Here is a 15522-nt window from a genome sequence, read left to right on the forward strand (position 1 = left end):
CAGGCTCCGGTTCCGGGTCGCGCCCAGACCCTGCCCTTGCGCGCGGGCGCGCGCAAGCCTGCCGTCCCTCATCTAAGCGTGATCGAGGCGCGAGGCGGGTCAGTGGCCGCGCAGCACCGGCGCCTGATCCGCCGCGCGCGGCGCCGCCTGGGCGCCGCCCCGGTCGCGCGGCGGCGCGGCGGGCAATTGCACGCCGGTCGGGCGCCAGCGCTCCAGCTCGGCCCAGCTGTCCAGGGTCATCGGCTCATAGGCGCGGTAATAGACATTCGTCCGCGCCAGCACCTCGAGCAGGCGGCGCGAGTGGCGGCTGCGCCATTCGACGTCCTCCTGCGCGGTGGTCTGGCGGATCGCCGGATCGCGGCCCAGGCGCGAGGCATGGGCGATCAGCGCGCCGTCCGCCGCGCCGACGCCCTGCGCGGAAAGCTGCGCCGGATTGCCGCCCAGCGCCGCCACCGCATCGGCCTGCGGCGTCGGATCGGTGATGTTCGCCCCGCCCGGCGTGGGCGCCGGCAGCGCGTTCAGGTCCGAGGGCATCTGCAGCGGCTTGGTCGGCAGGATGGCGAATTCGTCCGGGCTGCTGCGGCCGGCGCTGACGTTCATCAGATGCGGATCGGTGCTGCAGGCGGCAAGGCCCAGCATGGTCAAGGTCAGCGCGATCGCCCGCATCTTCCGTCCCTCACGTTCTTCTGGCGCCGTTCTTAGCGCGTATTGCCGGCCTCGTCACGGGTCTTGTCGTCCAAAGCCAGCTGGCCCTGCGCCTCGGGACGCGGCTGCGGCTCGGGCGCGCGGGGTTTCGCCGACCGGGGCCGCGACGGGCTCTTGCGCCGCTTCGTCGGCGTCTTCCTTTCCGGCGGCAGCAGCACCAGCCCCATCGCGCCCAGGAAGATGGCGATATCCGCCACGTTGAAGCTGTAGGGGTTGCGCCAGCCGGGCAGCGACATGTTCAGGAAATCCGCCACCGCACCATAGACCAGCCGGTCCACGACATTGCCCAGCGCGCCGCCGATCAGCAGCCCGGCCGAGACCTGCGCAAAGCGCGTCGGCTTGGCGCGGCCGATCCAGACCGCCACCCACAGGCAGACCGCCAGGGCAATGCCGATCAGCACCCAGCGCATCACCTCGACGTCGCTGGCGAACAGGCCGAAATTCATGCCCTGGTTCCAGGCCATGCGCAGGTTCAGCCAGGGGTCGAGCAGGTCGATCTCGCGCACCCGGTCCAGCCGCATGACATGCACGACCAGATATTTCAGCGCCTGATCCAGCAGGAAGATCAGCCCGGCCGTCAGCAGGACCGGCCGCCAGACCCGCGGCGGCGGCTTTTTCGCGCGCCGCCGGGGGGCCGCCGGGCTTTTCCGCGGCTTGGGGGTCGCGGTCTCGGCCATCAGTGCCGGAAATGCCGCTGGCCGGTAAAGACCATGGCCAGGCCCAGGCGGTCGGCGGCCGCGATCACCTCGTCGTCGCGCATCGAGCCGCCGGGCTGGATCACCGCCCGCGCGCCCGCCGCCGCCAGCGCCTCGACCCCGTCGGCGAAGGGGAAGAAGGCATCCGAGGCGACCGAGGAGCCGATGGTCAGCGCCTGCGCCAGGCCCAGCGCCTCGGCCATGTCCTCGGACTTGCGCTTGCCGATGCGGGTCGAATCGACGCGGCTCATCTGGCCGGCGCCGATGCCGACCGTCGCCAGCTCGCGCGCATAGACGATGGCGTTCGACTTCACATGCTTGGCCACGGTCCAGGCGAAAAGCAGGTCGGCCAGTTCCTGGTCGGTCGGCTGGCGTTTCGTCACCACCTTCAGGTCGGCGGGCAGGATCACGCCGTTGTCGCGGCCCTGCACCAGGAAGCCGCCGGCGACCTGGCGGAAGGCCAGGCCCGGCGCCCGGGGATCGGGCAGCCCGCCGGTGGTCAGCAGGCGCAGGTTCTTCTTGGCGGCGAAGATCTGCTTCGCCTCGTCACTGGCCTCGGGGGCGATGACCACCTCGGTGAAGATCTCGGTGATCGCCTGCGCCGTCTCGGCGTCGAGCGTGGTGTTCAGCGCGATGATGCCGCCGAAGGCCGAGGTGCGGTCGCAGTCGAAGGCGCGCCGATAGGCATCGACGGCGCTGTCGCCGCGGGCCACGCCGCAGGGATTGGCGTGCTTGATGATCGCCACCGCCGGGCCCTCGGCCGGGTCGAACTCGGCCACCAGCTCGAAGGCCGCGTCGGTGTCGTTGATGTTGTTGTAGCTGAGCTCCTTGCCCTGCCATTGCCGTGCCGTGGCGACGCCCGGGCGGTCCGAGCCGTCCTTGTAGAAGGCGGCGGACTGGTGCGGGTTCTCGCCGTAGCGCAGGGTCTGCGCCAAGGTGCCCGAGAAGCTGCGGCGGCGCGGCGTTTCCTCGCCGATGGCCTGCGCCATCCAGGTCGAGACCGCGGCGTCATAGGCGGCGGTGCGGGCATAGGCGATCTGCGCCTGCCGCTGGCGGAAGGCATAGGTCGTGGTGTCGTCGTTGGCGTCGAGTTCCGCCAGCACGGCAGCGTAATCCTGCACGTCCACCACCACGGTCACGAAGGCGTGGTTCTTGGACGCCGCGCGGATCATCGCCGGGCCGCCGATGTCGATATTCTCGATGCAATCGTCATAGGCCGCGCCCTTGGCCACCGTCGCCTCGAACGGGTAGAGGTTCACGACCAGCAGGTCGATCATGCCGATCCGGTGCGATTTCGCAGCGGCCATGTGCTCTTCGTTGTCGCGCAGCGCCAGCAGGCCGCCATGCACCACCGGATGCAGGGTCTTGACCCGGCCGTCCATCATTTCCGGAAAGCCGGTCACCTCGGCCACGTCCACCACGCTCAGCCCGGCCTCGCGCAGCGCCTTGGCGGTGCCGCCCGTCGACAGGATCTCGACGCCCCGCGCCGAAAGCGCCCGCGCGAAGTCGATCAGCCCGGTCTTGTCGGAAACGGAAATCAGCGCGCGCTTCAGCGGAATGCGGTCGGTCATCGGTCGGGGCCCCGTGCGGTGGATGGCGGATTTGGCCCGTCACCTACCCCCGGAACGCGCCAAGGTCCAGCCGATCTGGATGGCGCGGCCCTGCAGATGGGCGGAAATCACCATCTGGCGCGAGGGGCGCGGCTCGGCCAGCGCCCGATCGAGCAGGCAGGACGCCTCGAGCCGCAGCTGGCCCACGCCGTCATGGGCAAAGAGCCATTCATCGCCGGTGGGCAGGGTCAGCCGGATCTCCTGCCCCTGCTGGCGGGCCTGGATCTCGGGGTGCAGGTGGAAGCGGATGTCGAAGGCCAGCCCTTCGTCAGGGCGGATCTGGTCCAGCCGCGCCTGGGCGCTGGCATCCAGCGCCGCCAGCGAATCCTCGCCCCTCAGGCCCATGCCGTCGGGATCGAGCCAGAGCTCGCGCAGATGCGTCAGCCCGTGGCTGGCCAGCCAGCCGTCATGGCCGGCCAGCAGATGCGCCGGTTCCGGGGAATGCACCGGGCCGCAATCCGGCGCGGTCAGGTTGCCCAGGGCGTCGCAATCCCCGGCCCAGACCAGGTCGGGACGCTCGGTCAGGATGTCGGGCTCGCCCTCCTGCCGGTTCGGGTTCAGCCGCGAGGACGAAAGGCCGGCCAGGCACAGCGCCGAATGGCAGGGCGTGGCGCGGCTGGCCTTGGCCCAGAGCGGGCCGAAACCGTCGCCGGGGCCGCAATTCACGATCAGCGGCTGGCGCGCCACGGTCAGCTCGAAGGCCAGGGTCGAGGCATGGGCGCGGACCGCCGCCGGACCGCCGGGCGGCGGCGCGGCATCCAGGATCAGCGTGCTGCGCGCCCGCGCCATGCGGGCAAAGCCCATGGCCAGCCCGCCGACCGGCAGGGCCGGCCCTTCCGCCGCGCGCAGGCAGCGGTCGAGCCGCCCGGCCGCGCCGCGCCCGCCGCCGTGGAAACAGGGCAGCGCCCCGTCGGCATGGCGCAGCGCCCGCAGGATCGGCGCGATGGCGGCGATGATGGCGGGCAGTTCGGGGGGCAAGTCCAGCCCCGCCTCCTCCGCGACCTCCCGCGCCCAGACCAGCAGCGCCATGGCTTCCAGCAGCGCCTCGGGCGAACGGGCCTCGGACAGGGTGTCGATGCCCATGGCATCGGCTTCCTCGGCCAGGGCGATCAGCGCCGGCGCCGCCATGGTCTGGCGGTCGCGCAGCGACATGGCGCCGATGGCGAGCCCGGCCAGCGCCTCGAGCCGGCACAGCCCGTCCTCGCTGTCATACCAGCTGTCGCGCAGATGGTTCAGGTGCTGGTCGAGGGCGCGGAAATACGGCCCCGCCCCGTCGCGGTCGAGACCCGGCAGGATCATCCCGGCATGAAAGATCCAGCGCAGCACCCGCCGCCCGGCGACCTCGGGCATCCATTCCGGCGTGCCGGCCACGGGCTCGCGATGGCGGCGCAGCCAGCGCAGGACGTGGTCCTGGGCGATGGCGCGGGCCCGCGGCGTGCCGACGGCGGCCAGGTCGTCGAGCCAGCCGAAGCCGTGCAGCTCGGCCGCCACCGTGGGCGGCAGGTCGGCGGCGAAGAAATCGCCCGACAGGGTGATGCCGCCCAGATGCAGCGTGCCGTCGACGATCTGCTCGCCGCGACCGGGATGGCCGATGGCCTTGGGTTCGGGGCGGCGCAGGAATCCCCGGGGCGCGACGGTGCTATCGGTCATGGGCAACGCATTGACTTAGGACGCGCAACCTTAGGTCCGCCCAACGGTTTTCCGCAAGCGCGCGATGAAGAACCCGTCCATACCGCCGCGTTCCGGCCACAGGTCCGGGCGCAGCCGCAAACCGCCCTGCGGGGTGATCCAGCCCGGCTCGATCCCCGCGGCCTGCGGCGCCTCGACCGTCAGGCCGGGATGGCGGGCCAGCGCGGCGGCGAGCTGATCCTCGCCCTCGGCCGGCAGCAGCGAGCAGGTGGCATAGACCAGCCGGCCGCCGGGCTTGAGCAGCGTGAGCGCGTGGTCGATCAGCCGCGCCTGCAATCCGGTCAGCTCGGCCAGCCCCGCACCGTCGCGGATGCGCGGCAGTTCCGGGTGGCGGCGGATGGTGCCGGTGGCCGAGCAGGGGGCATCCAGCAGCACCGCGTCCAGCGGCTGGTCGGGCCGCCAGTCCAGCGCATCCGCCGCGACCAGCCGGGCGGAAAGCCGGCAGCGGGAAAGGTTCTCGGCCACGCGGGCGAGGCGCGGCTCGGAGATGTCCAGCGCCGTGACCTCGGCCCCGGCGGCGGCAAGCTGCAGCGTCTTGCCGCCCGGCGCCGCGCAAAGATCGGCGATGCGCTCGCCCGGCCGCGGATCGAGCAGCCGCGCCGCCAGCGCCGCGGCGGCGTCCTGCACCCACCATTCGCCCGCCTCATAGCCCGGCAAGGCCGAGACCTGGGTGCCGGCGGGCAGCCGGTGCGAACCGGTGGGCAGCGCCTCGCCCGGGCAATCCGCGCCCTTCGGCGTCAGGTCGAGCGGCGCGCCGGCCTCATGCGCGGCCTCGATGGCGCGGGCGACCTCCTCGCCCCAGGCGGCGACGATGGGGCCGCGCAGCCAGGGCGGCAGCTTCTGCGGCGAAAGCCGCGCCCAGGGCTCGGCCGCGCCGGCGATCTTGCGCAGCACCGCGTTCACCATGCCGGCGGCGGCCTGGCCCTTTTGCCCCGAGGCGCGGGCCAGCGCCACGGCGGCATTGACCGCGCCATGCGGCGCCTCGGCCAGCGCCAGCATCTCGACGGTGGCCAGCCGCAGGATGCGCATGATCTCGGGGCGCGGGCGGCGGGCCAGCATCGGCGCCAGCAGCAGGTCGGCGCGACCCTCGCGCCGCAGCACCTCCAGCGCCAGGCGGCGGGCGCGGGCGCGGTCGGGGGGCGGCAGACGCTCGGTCAGCGCGGCGGCCTCGTCCAGCGTCGCGCCCTCGTCGACCGCGGCCAGCAGGCGCAGGGCGCCCATGCGTGCCGCATCCTTGACCGTTCTGCCGCGTGACTTGTCCAAAGCCTGCCCCTTGCCTAGATTGGCTTGGTCTAGCGCGAAGCAGGGGAAACCGCCATGACCGACCGCAAGGATCTGCCGCCCGCCGATCTTCCGCCCGCCGCGCAGCGCGCGCTGGCCGAGGCCGAGGAGCGCCGCCGCAAGGCAAAGCCGCTGGACCTGCCGGTCGAACTGGGCGGCCGCGACGGGCCCGAGCCGGTGCGCTACGGCGATTACGAGAAAAAGGGCATCTGCGTCGATTTCTGAGCCGCCGCGCCCGCCCGCGCGCGCCGCACGAGTATCTGCAGAACCGAGAAGACCGGGCCTGCTGGCGAATCCGTGATCGGCGATGCCTGCCCCGTTTACTTGCCATTGGGGTTTGCCGTCTAAAGAATGCGCCAACCATCAAACCGCAAGGAACGGCAGATGACCTCCGGGCAGGGGATTTTGAGATGCGCGGCGCTGGCGCTGCTTCTGGCGGCACAGCCATGGGGACAGGCAGCGGCCCAGGAGGGGGCCGGGCGACGCGGATCGCAGGGCCCGACCGAGGTCGGCGTGATGACCACCGCCGAGGAGGACGTGCCCTATACCGTCACCCTGCCCGGCCGCGCCATCGCCTACCAGCAGACCGGCATCCGGCCGCAGGTGGGCGGCGAAGTGCTTGAAATCGCCTATGATCCCGGCAAGCCCGTCAAGGCGGGCGACGTGCTGTTCCGGCTGGACCCCGAGACGCTGGCCGCGGCGCTTTCCGCGGCCGAGGCCGCGGTGGCGGGGGCCGAGGCCAGCCTGACCCAGGCGCAGAACACCGTCACCCGCTATCGCCGGCTGGAGGGCTCGGGCGTCTCGGCGGTGGAGCGCGCCAATGCCGAGGTGGCGCTGAAACAGGCCGAGGCGGATCTGAAATCGGCGGAAGCCGCGCGGGACGCGGCGCGGCTGTCGCTGCAGCGGACCGAGATCAAGAGTCCGCTGGACGGCATGGCGGATGTCGCGGCGGTCTCGGTCGGGGATCTGGTGACGGCGAACCAGTCCGAATCGCTGACCACCATCACCCAGCTCGACCCGATCTATGTCGATGTCTCGGAATCCAGCGCCCGCATGCTGCGCAACCGGGCGCGCATCACGGCCGGCCAGCTGGTGGTCAACGGCGGCGTACAGACCCAGCTTATCCTGGAAACCGGCGAGGAATATCGCGGCGAGGGGCGCATCGTCAGCCCCGGCATCGCGGTGTCGCCCACCACCGGCACCGTGCCGATCCGGCTGCGATTCGACAATCCCGACGGGATGATCCTGCCCGGCCAGTTCCTGCGCGTGAAGCTGACGCTGGGCACCACCCGCGCCGTGCTGGTGCCGCAGCGCGCCACCAGCCGCGCCTCGGACGGCACACTGACCGCCTTCGTCGCCCGCGACGGCAAGGCCCAGCAGGTCACGCTGAGCGAGCAGGGCAGCTATCGCAACAGCTGGATCGTCACCCAGGGCATCAGCCCGGGCGAGCAGCTGATCCTGGACGGGCTGGAGAACCTGCGCGCCGGCACCGAGGTCACCACCGTTCCCGTCACCATCGACGCCCAGGGCGTCGTGCGCGAGGCCAACGGGCGCGGGGAAGGCTAGGCTATGGCGCGCTTCTTCATTCACCGCCCGGTCTTTGCCTGGGTGCTGGCCATCGTGACCATGCTGATCGGCGGCTGGTCGCTGATCAACCTGCCGGTCTCGCAATATCCCGACATCGCGCCGACCACGATCCGCATCACCTCCAGCTATTCGGGGGCGACGGCGCGGGCGGTACAGAATTCGGTGACCACGCCGATCGAGGACGCGCTGACCGGGCTGGAGGGGCTGCTCTACACCGTGTCCTCCTCCTCGACCGGGCGCAGCGTCATCACCCTGACCTTCGACGACAGCGCCGACCCGGTCGATGCGCTGAACGAGGTGCAGTCCAAGGTCCGCTCGGTCGAAAGCCGCCTGCCCGGCCCGGTGCAGAGCAACGGCGTCTCGGTCACCCGCTCGTCCTCGTCGATCCTGATGGTGGGCTCGCTGGTCTCGACCACCGGGCAGCATTCCACCATCGAGCTGGGCAACCTGCTGGAGCAGGTGGTCGAGGGCCCGGTCAAGCGCACCGAGGGCGTGGGCGGGGTCGATGTCTTCGGCTCGGGCTATGCCATGCGGATCTGGATGGACCCGCTGCGGCTGGCGCAGTTCCAGCTGACCCCCACCGACCTGACCACCGCCGTAGCGCAGCAGAACAGCACCGTCTCGGTCGGGGCGCTGGGCGAGCAGCCGGTGGTGGCGGGCCAGCAGTTCACCGCCAACATCACCGCGCAAAGCCAGCTGACCTCGGTCGAGGATTTCCGCAACATCCTGCTGAAGACCGGCGAGGACGGCGCCGCCGTGCGGCTGGGCGACGTGGCCGAGGTCGAGATCGGCCAGACCCGCTATGGCCGCGATTCGCGCTTCAACGGCATGAACGCTTCGGGCTTCGCGGTGAACCTGGCCACCGGCGCCAATGCGGTCGAGACGGCGAATGCCGTGCGCGCCACGCTGGAGGGGCTGAAGAACGCCCTGCCCGAAGGGGTCGAGGTGCATATCGCCTATGACACCGCGCCTTTCGTCGAGCTGTCGATCGAGAAGGTCTATCACACGCTGGTCGAGGCCATCGCGCTGGTCTTCCTGGTGATCCTGCTGTTCCTGCAGAACTGGCGGGCGACGCTGATCCCGATCATCGCCATTCCGGTGGTGCTGCTTGGCACCTTCGGCATGCTGGCGGCGCTGGGCTATTCGGTCAACACCCTGACCATGTTCGCGATGGTGCTGGCCATCGGCCTTCTGGTGGACGACGCCATCGTCGTGGTCGAGAACGTCGAGCGGGTGATGGAGGAGGACCGGCTCGGCCCGGTCGAGGCCACGGAAAAGAGCATGGGCCAGATCAGCGGCGCACTGATCGGCATCGCGCTGGTCCTGTCGGCGGTGTTCCTGCCCATGGGCTTCATGCCCGGCTCGACCGGGGTGATCTATCGCCAGTTCTCGGTCACGATCATCACCGCCATGGTGCTGTCCCTGCTGGTGGCGCTGATCCTGACGCCGGCCATGTGCGCCAGCCTCTTGCGGCAAAGCCACGGCCCGGCGCGCTTCGCCCCGGCCCGCTGGTTCAATGCCGGCTTCGACCGGGTGACGCGCGGCTATTCCGCCACCGTGCGCCGCAGCCTGCGCCGGCCGATGCTGGTCATGCTGCTGCTGGCCGCGATCAGCTACGGCGCGACGGATCTCTTCGGCCGCATGCACACCACCTTCATCCCCGGCGAGGACCAGGGCGTGCTGCAATCGCGCATCTCGCTGACCGAGGGCTCGACCGCGCAGCAGACCGCCGCCGTGGTGCAGGAGATCGAGGACTACATGCTGACCGAGGAAAAGGCGGCGGTGGATTCGGTCTTCGTCGCCATGGGCTTCGGCTTTTCCGGCACCTCGCAAAGCCGGGCCATGGTCTTCGTCAAGCTGCGCGATTTCGACCAGCGCAAGGACCCCGCGCTTTCGGCCAGCGCCGTCGCCTCGCGCGCCAACGAGCGGTTCCAGAACCACCGAGCGGGCCGCATCACCTTCCTGCAGCCGCCGGCGATTCCCCGGCTGGGCAATGCGGCGGGGTTCAGCATGTTCCTGCTGGACCAGACCGGCGGCGGAACCGAGGCGCTGACCCAGGCCGCCAAGGCGCTGGAACAGGCCGCGGCCGAGGACCCGCGCCTGCAGAGCGTCGAAAGCAGCGGCACCGAGACCGAGGCCGCGCTGAGGATCGATATCGATCAGCAGAAGGCGGAAAGCTTCGGCGTCAGCCTGTCGGGGGTGAACGCCATGCTCTCGACCATCTTCGCCGGGACCGAGGTGAACGATTTCGCGCTTGGCGCGCAGCTGCGCCCGGTGATCGTCCAGGCCGCGGCGGCGAACCGCATGCAGCCCGAGGACGTGGACAGCTGGTATGCCCGCAATTCCGACGGCGAAATGGTGCCCTTCACCGCCTTCATGACCACCCGCTGGGAGCCGGTCGAGCCCAGCCTGTCGCGCATGGACGGCATCGACGCCATCGAGGTCACCGGCCAGCAGAGCGACAGCGCCAGCTCGGGCGAGGCGATGGCGGCCATGGAGGAGCTGGTGGCGCAGCTGCCCGGCGGCTATGGCACCGCCTGGACCGGGCTGTCCTATCAGGAGCGGCAGTCGGGCAATCAGGCGCCCTGGCTTTTCGCCCTGTCCGCGCTGGTGGTGTTCCTGTCGCTGGCGGCGCTTTACGAAAGCTGGTCGATCCCGTTCTCGGTCATGCTGGCGGTGCCGGTGGGGGTGCTGGGCGCGGTGGTGGCGGCGCTGACCTTCGGCCAGGCCAATGACGTCTATTTCAAGGTCGGCATCCTGACCACCATCGGCCTTGCCGCCAAGAACGCCATCCTGATCGTCGAATTCGCCCGCGACCTGGAACGGTCCGGCCGCGCCACCGTCGCGGCGGCGGTCGAGGCGGCGCGGCTGCGGCTGCGGCCGATCCTGATGACCTCGCTGGCCTTTATCCTGGGCGTGCTGCCGCTGGCCATCGCCACCGGGGCGGGGGCGGCGGCGCAGAACTCGATCGGCATCGGGGTGATGGGCGGCATGATCGCCGCGACCTTCCTCGGCATCTTCATGGTCCCGGCATTCTACGTTACCGTGCGCCGGCTGACCGACAGGAGAGCCCGGACATGAACGACCAACCCCGACTGACCTCGCTGGCGCATGGCGGCGGCTGCGGCTGCAAGCTGGCGCCCTCGGTTCTACGCGAACTCTTGGCCGACCAGCCGTTCGCGGCGGCGTTCCCGCAATTGCTGGTCGGGACCGAGACCTCGGACGACGCGGCGGTGTATCAGGTGGACGACAACACCTGCGTCATCGCCACCACGGATTTCTTCATGCCGATGGTGGACGATCCGCGCGCCTTCGGCCGCATCGCCGCGACCAATGCGATTTCCGACATCTATGCCATGGGCGGGCGGCCGATCATGGCGCTGGCGATCCTGGGCATGCCCATCGACAAGCTGGCGCCGGACCAGATCCGCGAGATTCTGGAGGGCGGACGCGAGATCTGCCATCAGGCCGGCATTCCGGTGGCGGGCGGCCATTCCATCGACGCGCCCGAGCCGATCTATGGCCTGGCCGTGATCGGCCTCTGCCACCCGTCCGAACTGCGCCGCAATGCCGATGCACGGCCGGGCGACGCGCTGATCCTGACCAAGGGGCTGGGCGTCGGCATCTATTCCGCCGCCATCAAGAAGGGCGCGCTGGACCAGGCCGGCATAGACGAGATGGTCGCCTCGGCCACCACGCTGAACAAGGTCGGCGCCGAGCTGGCCAAGCGGGCCGATGTCCATGCCATCACCGACGTGACCGGCTTCGGCATCCTGGGCCACGGGCTGGAGATCGCCCGGGGCGCCGGGCTGCGCCTGCGGCTGGAGCAGGCGGCGCTGCCGCTTCTGTCGCGCGCGGCGGCGCTGGCCGAGGCGGGATTCGTTACCGGCGCCTCGCTGCGGAACTGGGCCGCCTATGGCGCCGAGGTGGCGCTGCCCGAGGGGCTGCCCGATTGGCGTCGCCACCTGCTGACCGATCCGCAGACCTCGGGCGGGCTGCTGGTCGCCGTGGCCCCCGAGGCGGCCGAGGAGGTTCTGGCGCAGATTCGCGCCGCCGGTCATCCGCTGGCCGCCGTGGTCGGGCATTGCGCGGCGGGCGAGCCGGGAATCGCCGTGGCCTGACGGTTCTTTGGGTATCTGAGGAGCAAAGAAGTCCGGCCGGGGCAGGAACCGCCGCCGCCAGCCGGCGTTGGGCCGGCAGGAGGATGCAGCCCCATGTCGCAGATTTCCCTGATTCGTATCGCCGTGCTGGGCCTGACGCTGGCCTGGCCGGCCCTGCCGGTATCGGCCCAGACCGCCCCCGCCGGGGATGAAAAGCCGGCGCAGGCCGTCGCCGGGGCCGGCGAATGCCCGCCCGCCGCGACCCAGGCAGAGCCGGCCACGCCCGAGACGGCCTCGGCCGACGGCACGGCGCCGGCCAATTCCGGCTCGACCGGCTGGACCGGCGGCACCGGCGGATCGCTGATCGGCACCAACCCGTCCGGCGCGAATCACGCCACCAAAACCTGGCAGCCCGCCACCGCCCGCGGCCTCGATCTGGCGGGGCGGCCGGAACCGGCCCCGGCCTGCTAAGGCGGCGGGGCGATTGACGCCGCCCCCTTCGCCGCCGAAGATGCGGGCAAAAGGGGGACCGCCTTGGACGACAGCCCGATTTCCGCCTCGATCGAGGCGCATTCGCCCTATTCCGAATCACTGGGGATGGAGGTGGTCGCCGCGACGCGCGACGCGGTCGTGCTGCGCATGCCGGTGACCCGGACGCTGACCAACCGCAACGGCGTGCTGCATGGCGGCGCGATCATGAGCCTGGCCGATCATGCCGCCGGCACCGCCACCCATCTGCGGCTGCCGCCGGGCGCCGCGACCACGACGCTGGAAAGCAAGACCAATTTCCTGCGGCCGATCCGATTGGGCGACGTGGCCGAGGCGCGGCCCGCGGCCCTGCATCTGGGCCGCACCACCATGGTCTGGCAGACCACGATCACCCGCCGGGACGGCAAGGTGGCGGCCGTCGTCACCCAGACCCAGCTGGTGCTGGAATGGAAGGATCCCGACTGATCACTCGGCCGGGTCGATGGCCAGAACCACCTCGGCCAGTCCCTCGACCCCGCCCTGCAGCCGGTCGCCCGCCCCGACCGCGCCGACCCCGGCCGGCGTGCCGGTCATGATCAGGTCGCCCGGCGCAAGGTGGTAGTAATGCGACAGGTCGGCGATCAGCTCGGGGATGGACCAGACCATGTCCGAGATCCGCGCCCCCTGCCGCACCGTGCCGTTCACCTGCAAATGGATGCGCTGCGCCGCCGGGGCGAAGTCCCGCGCCGGGGTCAGGGCCGAGAGCACCGCCGCGCCCTCGAAATTCTTGCCGAGATCCCAGGGCCGTCGCTTGTCCTTGGCCGCGGCCTGCAGGTCCCGCCGGGTCATGTCGAGCCCCGAGCCATAGCCCCAGACCGCCGCCATCGCCTGCCCGGCCCCGATGCGGAAGGCCGGGGCGCCCAGGGCGACGACCAGCTCGATCTCGTGATGCAGGTCGCACGTGCCGGGAGGATAGGGCAGGGTCGCGCCGCTTTGTCGCACCGCATGGGCGGATTTCAGGAAATAGAACGGCGCCTCGCGATCCACCTCGCTGCCCATCTCGGCAGCATGGGCGGCATAGTTGCGGCCGACGCAAAAGATGCGGTTCACGGGAAACCGGGCCTGCTGCCCGATCACGGGCAGGGCGGCGGGCGGCGGCGGGGGAAACAGGAATTCGGCCATGCCGCGACCCTGCCACGGCAACACCGTCGCGGCAAGCGTGCCGGCCGCCGTTGCCCGCCCCGGATTTTCGTGGCAAGAGAGCACAAAGCCAACCGAGAGCAGGGTTCGCACAGATGACCGATTTCGCGCAACGCCGCACCATGATGGTCGATACCCAGGTTCGCCCGAACGAAGTGACCAGCTATCCCGTGATCGAGGCGATGCTGAGCGTCCCGCGCGAGCAGTTCGTTCCGGAGTCGCGCCGGGACGTCGCCTATGTCGGCAACAATATCGACCTTGTCCCCGGCCGCGTGCTGCTCGAGCCGCGCACGCTGGGCAAGATGATGGATGTGCTGAACCTGCAGACCAGCGACCTGGTGCTGGATGTGGGCTGCGGCTACGGCTATTCCGCCGCCGTCATGGCCCGCATCGCCGAGGCCGTCGTCGCCGTCGAGGAGGATGCCGCCATGGCCGCCGAGGCAGAGAGCCGGCTGGCCGCGCAGGACGTCTTCAACGTCGCCGTGATCCAGGGCCCGCTGGCCGAGGGCTGCGCCGGCCAGGCCCCCTATGACGCCATCCTGATCGAGGGCGCGGTCGAGCAGGTCCCCGACGCGCTGGTCGACCAGCTGCGCGAGGGCGGCCGCATCGTCGCCCTGTTCCGCGAGAACAACCTGGGCACCGTCCGCCTCGGCCACAAGCTGGACGGGCGGGTGAACTGGCGCTTTGCCTTCAACGCCGCCGCGCCGATCCTGCCGGGCTTTGCGCGCCCGCGGGGCTTCGCCTTGTGACTGCCGACAGGAAAGGCCATGGGATGTTTCGCAAAACGCTGAGAACCCTGCGCCGCCCGCTGATCGCGGCGCTGCTCGCGGGGGCGACGGCCCTGCCGGCAAGCGCCGAGACCCTGGCCGACGCCATGGTCGCGGCCTATCGCCATTCGGCATTGCTGGACCAGAACCGCGCCGTGCTGCGCGCTGCGGACGAGGACGCGGCCACGGCGCTGGCCCAGCTGCGCCCGGTCGTGCAATGGATCGCCGAGCACGGCTTCCAGAAGATCGAGGGCAATATCGGCCGCTCGACCAGCATCGGGCTGCAGGCGCAGGTCACGCTTTACGACTGGGGCCGCAACGCCATCGCCATCGACGCCGCCAAGGAGACCGTTCTGGCCACCCGCGCCGCGCTGGTCGGGGTCGAGCAGGACGTGCTTCTGGGCGCGGTGCAGGCCTATCTGGACGTGCGCAGCGCCACCGAGCAGGTCGACCTGCAGGCCAATTCCGTGCGGGTGATCGGCCAGGAACAACAGGCCGCCTCGGACCGGTTCGAGGTGGGCGAGATCACCCAGACCGACGTGTCGCAGGCCGATGCCGCCCTGGCAGCCGCCCGGGCCAGCCTGGCCGCGGCGCAGGGCAATCTGGAAATCGCCCGCGAAAGCTATCGCGCCGCGACCGGCCGGGCGCCTGGCACCTTGGCCCCGCCGCCGCCCACGCCGGCGCTGCCCGCCTCGCTGGAGGCTGCGCGCCAGATCGGCCAGCGCAGCCACCCGGCGATCCGCCAGGCGCAGCGCCTGGCCGCCGCCGCCGAGCTGGGCGTGGCCGCCGCCGCCGCCGAGCGCAATCCGACGCTGACCGGCCAGGCCAGCATCGGCCGGTCGCGGGAGCTGTCGGCGCAGACGGGCCTTGAGGGGACCCGCGACAGCCTTGGCGCCTCGCTGAGCCTCTCGCAGACGATCTATTCCGGCGGACGCCTGCCCTCGGCGCATCGCAAGGCCATGGCGCGGCGGGACGAGGCGCGGGGGGCGCTGCTGCATGTCTCGCGCCAGGTCGACGAGGCGGTCGGCAGGGCCTGGGCAGGAATCGACGTGGCGAGGGCGCAGATTCGCGCCATCGACGAGCAGATCGTCGCCGCGCAGCAGGCCTATGAAGGCGTGCGAGAGGAGGCGACGCTGGGCGCGCGCACCACTCTGGACGTGCTGGATGCCGAACAATCGCTGCTCGAGGCGCGGGCCGACAAGATTTCGGCCGAGGCCAATCTGCAATTAGCACATTATCAACTTCTGGCTGCTATGGGTTTGTTGACGGTGGAAAACCTGAAACTGGGGATACCGACCTATGACCCATCGGCCTATTACAACGCGGTGCAGGACGCACCCTATACCAGCAGGCAGGGCGAAAGCCTCGACCGCGTGTTGCGCGCGATCGGCAGGGACTGACGCCGCCCTCGATCCGGGGG

At 70.9% G+C, this 15522-nt stretch carries 14 protein-coding genes; 8 read left to right on the forward strand and 6 right to left on the reverse strand.

From position 1 onward, the window contains the following. Positions 1–99 precede the first annotated feature (99 nt). The 5 genes from L632_RS0103975 to L632_RS0103995 are packed head-to-tail and all read right to left on the reverse strand — an operon-like array spanning position 100 to position 5920. Positions 100–666, reverse strand: coding sequence for a DUF3035 domain-containing protein (locus L632_RS0103975; RefSeq protein ID WP_028711640.1), 567 nt, complete (start codon positions 664–666; stop codon positions 100–102). Positions 667–698: 32 nt separating this feature from the next. Continuing rightward, positions 699–1382: a signal peptidase II gene (gene lspA / locus L632_RS23440; RefSeq protein ID WP_028711641.1), complete on the reverse strand. Its 684-nt coding sequence runs from the start codon at positions 1380–1382 to the stop codon at positions 699–701. After that, positions 1382–2971 carry a bifunctional phosphoribosylaminoimidazolecarboxamide formyltransferase/IMP cyclohydrolase gene (gene purH / locus L632_RS0103985; RefSeq protein ID WP_028711642.1) on the reverse strand — a complete coding sequence of 530 codons (1590 nt, stop codon included), beginning with the start codon at positions 2969–2971 and terminating at the stop codon, positions 1382–1384. Before purH ends, lspA begins: the two co-directional genes overlap by 1 nt. Before the next feature lie 39 nt (positions 2972–3010). Beyond that, positions 3011–4660: a heparinase II/III family protein gene (locus tag L632_RS0103990; RefSeq protein WP_036697291.1), complete on the reverse strand. Its 1650-nt coding sequence runs from the start codon at positions 4658–4660 to the stop codon at positions 3011–3013. A 30-nt stretch (positions 4661–4690) separates the two neighbouring features. Then, the gene (locus L632_RS0103995; protein ID WP_036697294.1) at positions 4691–5920 is read right to left on the reverse strand and encodes an RsmB/NOP family class I SAM-dependent RNA methyltransferase; all 1230 of its coding nucleotides are present in this window, start codon (positions 5918–5920) and stop codon (positions 4691–4693) included. A 96-nt stretch (positions 5921–6016) separates the two neighbouring features. Here L632_RS0103995 and L632_RS0104000 point away from each other — a divergent pair, with 96 nt between their 5' ends. From L632_RS0104000 to L632_RS0104025, 6 genes are all read left to right on the forward strand, one after another. Then, positions 6017–6205, forward strand: coding sequence for a DUF1674 domain-containing protein (locus tag L632_RS0104000; RefSeq protein ID WP_028711645.1), 189 nt, complete (start codon positions 6017–6019; stop codon positions 6203–6205). A gap of 159 nt (positions 6206–6364) precedes the next feature. Beyond that, entirely contained in the window at positions 6365–7546 is a 1182-nt protein-coding gene (locus L632_RS0104005) for an efflux RND transporter periplasmic adaptor subunit (RefSeq protein ID WP_028711646.1), read from the forward strand. A 3-nt stretch (positions 7547–7549) separates the two neighbouring features. Further along, positions 7550–10648 (forward strand): efflux RND transporter permease subunit, encoded by a 3099-nt coding sequence (locus tag L632_RS0104010; RefSeq protein ID WP_028711647.1) that lies wholly within the window; start codon positions 7550–7552, stop codon positions 10646–10648. Continuing rightward, positions 10645–11688: a selenide, water dikinase SelD gene (selD, locus tag L632_RS0104015; protein ID WP_028716394.1), complete on the forward strand. Its 1044-nt coding sequence runs from the start codon at positions 10645–10647 to the stop codon at positions 11686–11688. The genes L632_RS0104010 and selD overlap by 4 nt, the downstream gene beginning before the upstream one ends. 93 nt (positions 11689–11781) lie before the next feature. Next, positions 11782–12138 carry a hypothetical protein gene (locus tag L632_RS0104020; protein ID WP_028711649.1) on the forward strand — a complete coding sequence of 119 codons (357 nt, stop codon included), beginning with the start codon at positions 11782–11784 and terminating at the stop codon, positions 12136–12138. Positions 12139–12201: 63 nt separating this feature from the next. Beyond that, entirely contained in the window at positions 12202–12621 is a 420-nt protein-coding gene (locus tag L632_RS0104025) for a PaaI family thioesterase (RefSeq protein ID WP_028716395.1), read from the forward strand. Here L632_RS0104025 and L632_RS0104030 read toward each other — a convergent pair whose 3' ends face one another. Continuing rightward, positions 12622–13317, reverse strand: coding sequence for a fumarylacetoacetate hydrolase family protein (locus tag L632_RS0104030; protein ID WP_028711651.1), 696 nt, complete (start codon positions 13315–13317; stop codon positions 12622–12624). A gap of 113 nt (positions 13318–13430) precedes the next feature. Between L632_RS0104030 and L632_RS0104035 the strand changes: the two genes are divergently transcribed. Both L632_RS0104035 and L632_RS0104040 read left to right on the forward strand, forming a co-directional pair. Next, positions 13431–14084, forward strand: coding sequence for a protein-L-isoaspartate O-methyltransferase (locus tag L632_RS0104035; RefSeq protein WP_028711652.1), 654 nt, complete (start codon positions 13431–13433; stop codon positions 14082–14084). A gap of 23 nt (positions 14085–14107) precedes the next feature. Then, on the forward strand, positions 14108–15502 hold the full coding sequence (locus L632_RS0104040) for a TolC family outer membrane protein (RefSeq protein WP_051416137.1): 1395 nt from the start codon (positions 14108–14110) through the stop codon (positions 15500–15502). The last annotated feature ends 20 nt before the right edge of the window (positions 15503–15522 follow it).

The organism is Paracoccus sp. J39 (genome assembly GCF_000518925.1).
Classification (GTDB): domain Bacteria; phylum Pseudomonadota; class Alphaproteobacteria; order Rhodobacterales; family Rhodobacteraceae; genus Paracoccus.

Coding starts and splice junctions, on each gene's coding strand:
- L632_RS0104005 (WP_028711646.1), top strand. CDS start 6,365: ATGACCTCCGGGCAGGGGATTTTGAGATGCGCGGCGCTGGCGCTGCTT.
- L632_RS0104040 (WP_051416137.1), top strand. CDS start 14,108: ATGTTTCGCAAAACGCTGAGAACCCTGCGCCGCCCGCTGATCGCGGCG.
- L632_RS0104000 (WP_028711645.1), top strand. CDS start 6,017: ATGACCGACCGCAAGGATCTGCCGCCCGCCGATCTTCCGCCCGCCGCG.
- purH (WP_028711642.1), bottom strand. CDS start 2,971: ATGACCGACCGCATTCCGCTGAAGCGCGCGCTGATTTCCGTTTCCGAC.
- L632_RS0104020 (WP_028711649.1), top strand. CDS start 11,782: ATGTCGCAGATTTCCCTGATTCGTATCGCCGTGCTGGGCCTGACGCTG.
- selD (WP_028716394.1), top strand. CDS start 10,645: ATGAACGACCAACCCCGACTGACCTCGCTGGCGCATGGCGGCGGCTGC.
- lspA (WP_028711641.1), bottom strand. CDS start 1,382: ATGGCCGAGACCGCGACCCCCAAGCCGCGGAAAAGCCCGGCGGCCCCC.
- L632_RS0103990 (WP_036697291.1), bottom strand. CDS start 4,660: ATGACCGATAGCACCGTCGCGCCCCGGGGATTCCTGCGCCGCCCCGAA.
- L632_RS0103995 (WP_036697294.1), bottom strand. CDS start 5,920: ATGGGCGCCCTGCGCCTGCTGGCCGCGGTCGACGAGGGCGCGACGCTG.
- L632_RS0103975 (WP_028711640.1), bottom strand. CDS start 666: ATGCGGGCGATCGCGCTGACCTTGACCATGCTGGGCCTTGCCGCCTGC.
- L632_RS0104030 (WP_028711651.1), bottom strand. CDS start 13,317: ATGGCCGAATTCCTGTTTCCCCCGCCGCCGCCCGCCGCCCTGCCCGTG.
- L632_RS0104035 (WP_028711652.1), top strand. CDS start 13,431: ATGACCGATTTCGCGCAACGCCGCACCATGATGGTCGATACCCAGGTT.
- L632_RS0104010 (WP_028711647.1), top strand. CDS start 7,550: ATGGCGCGCTTCTTCATTCACCGCCCGGTCTTTGCCTGGGTGCTGGCC.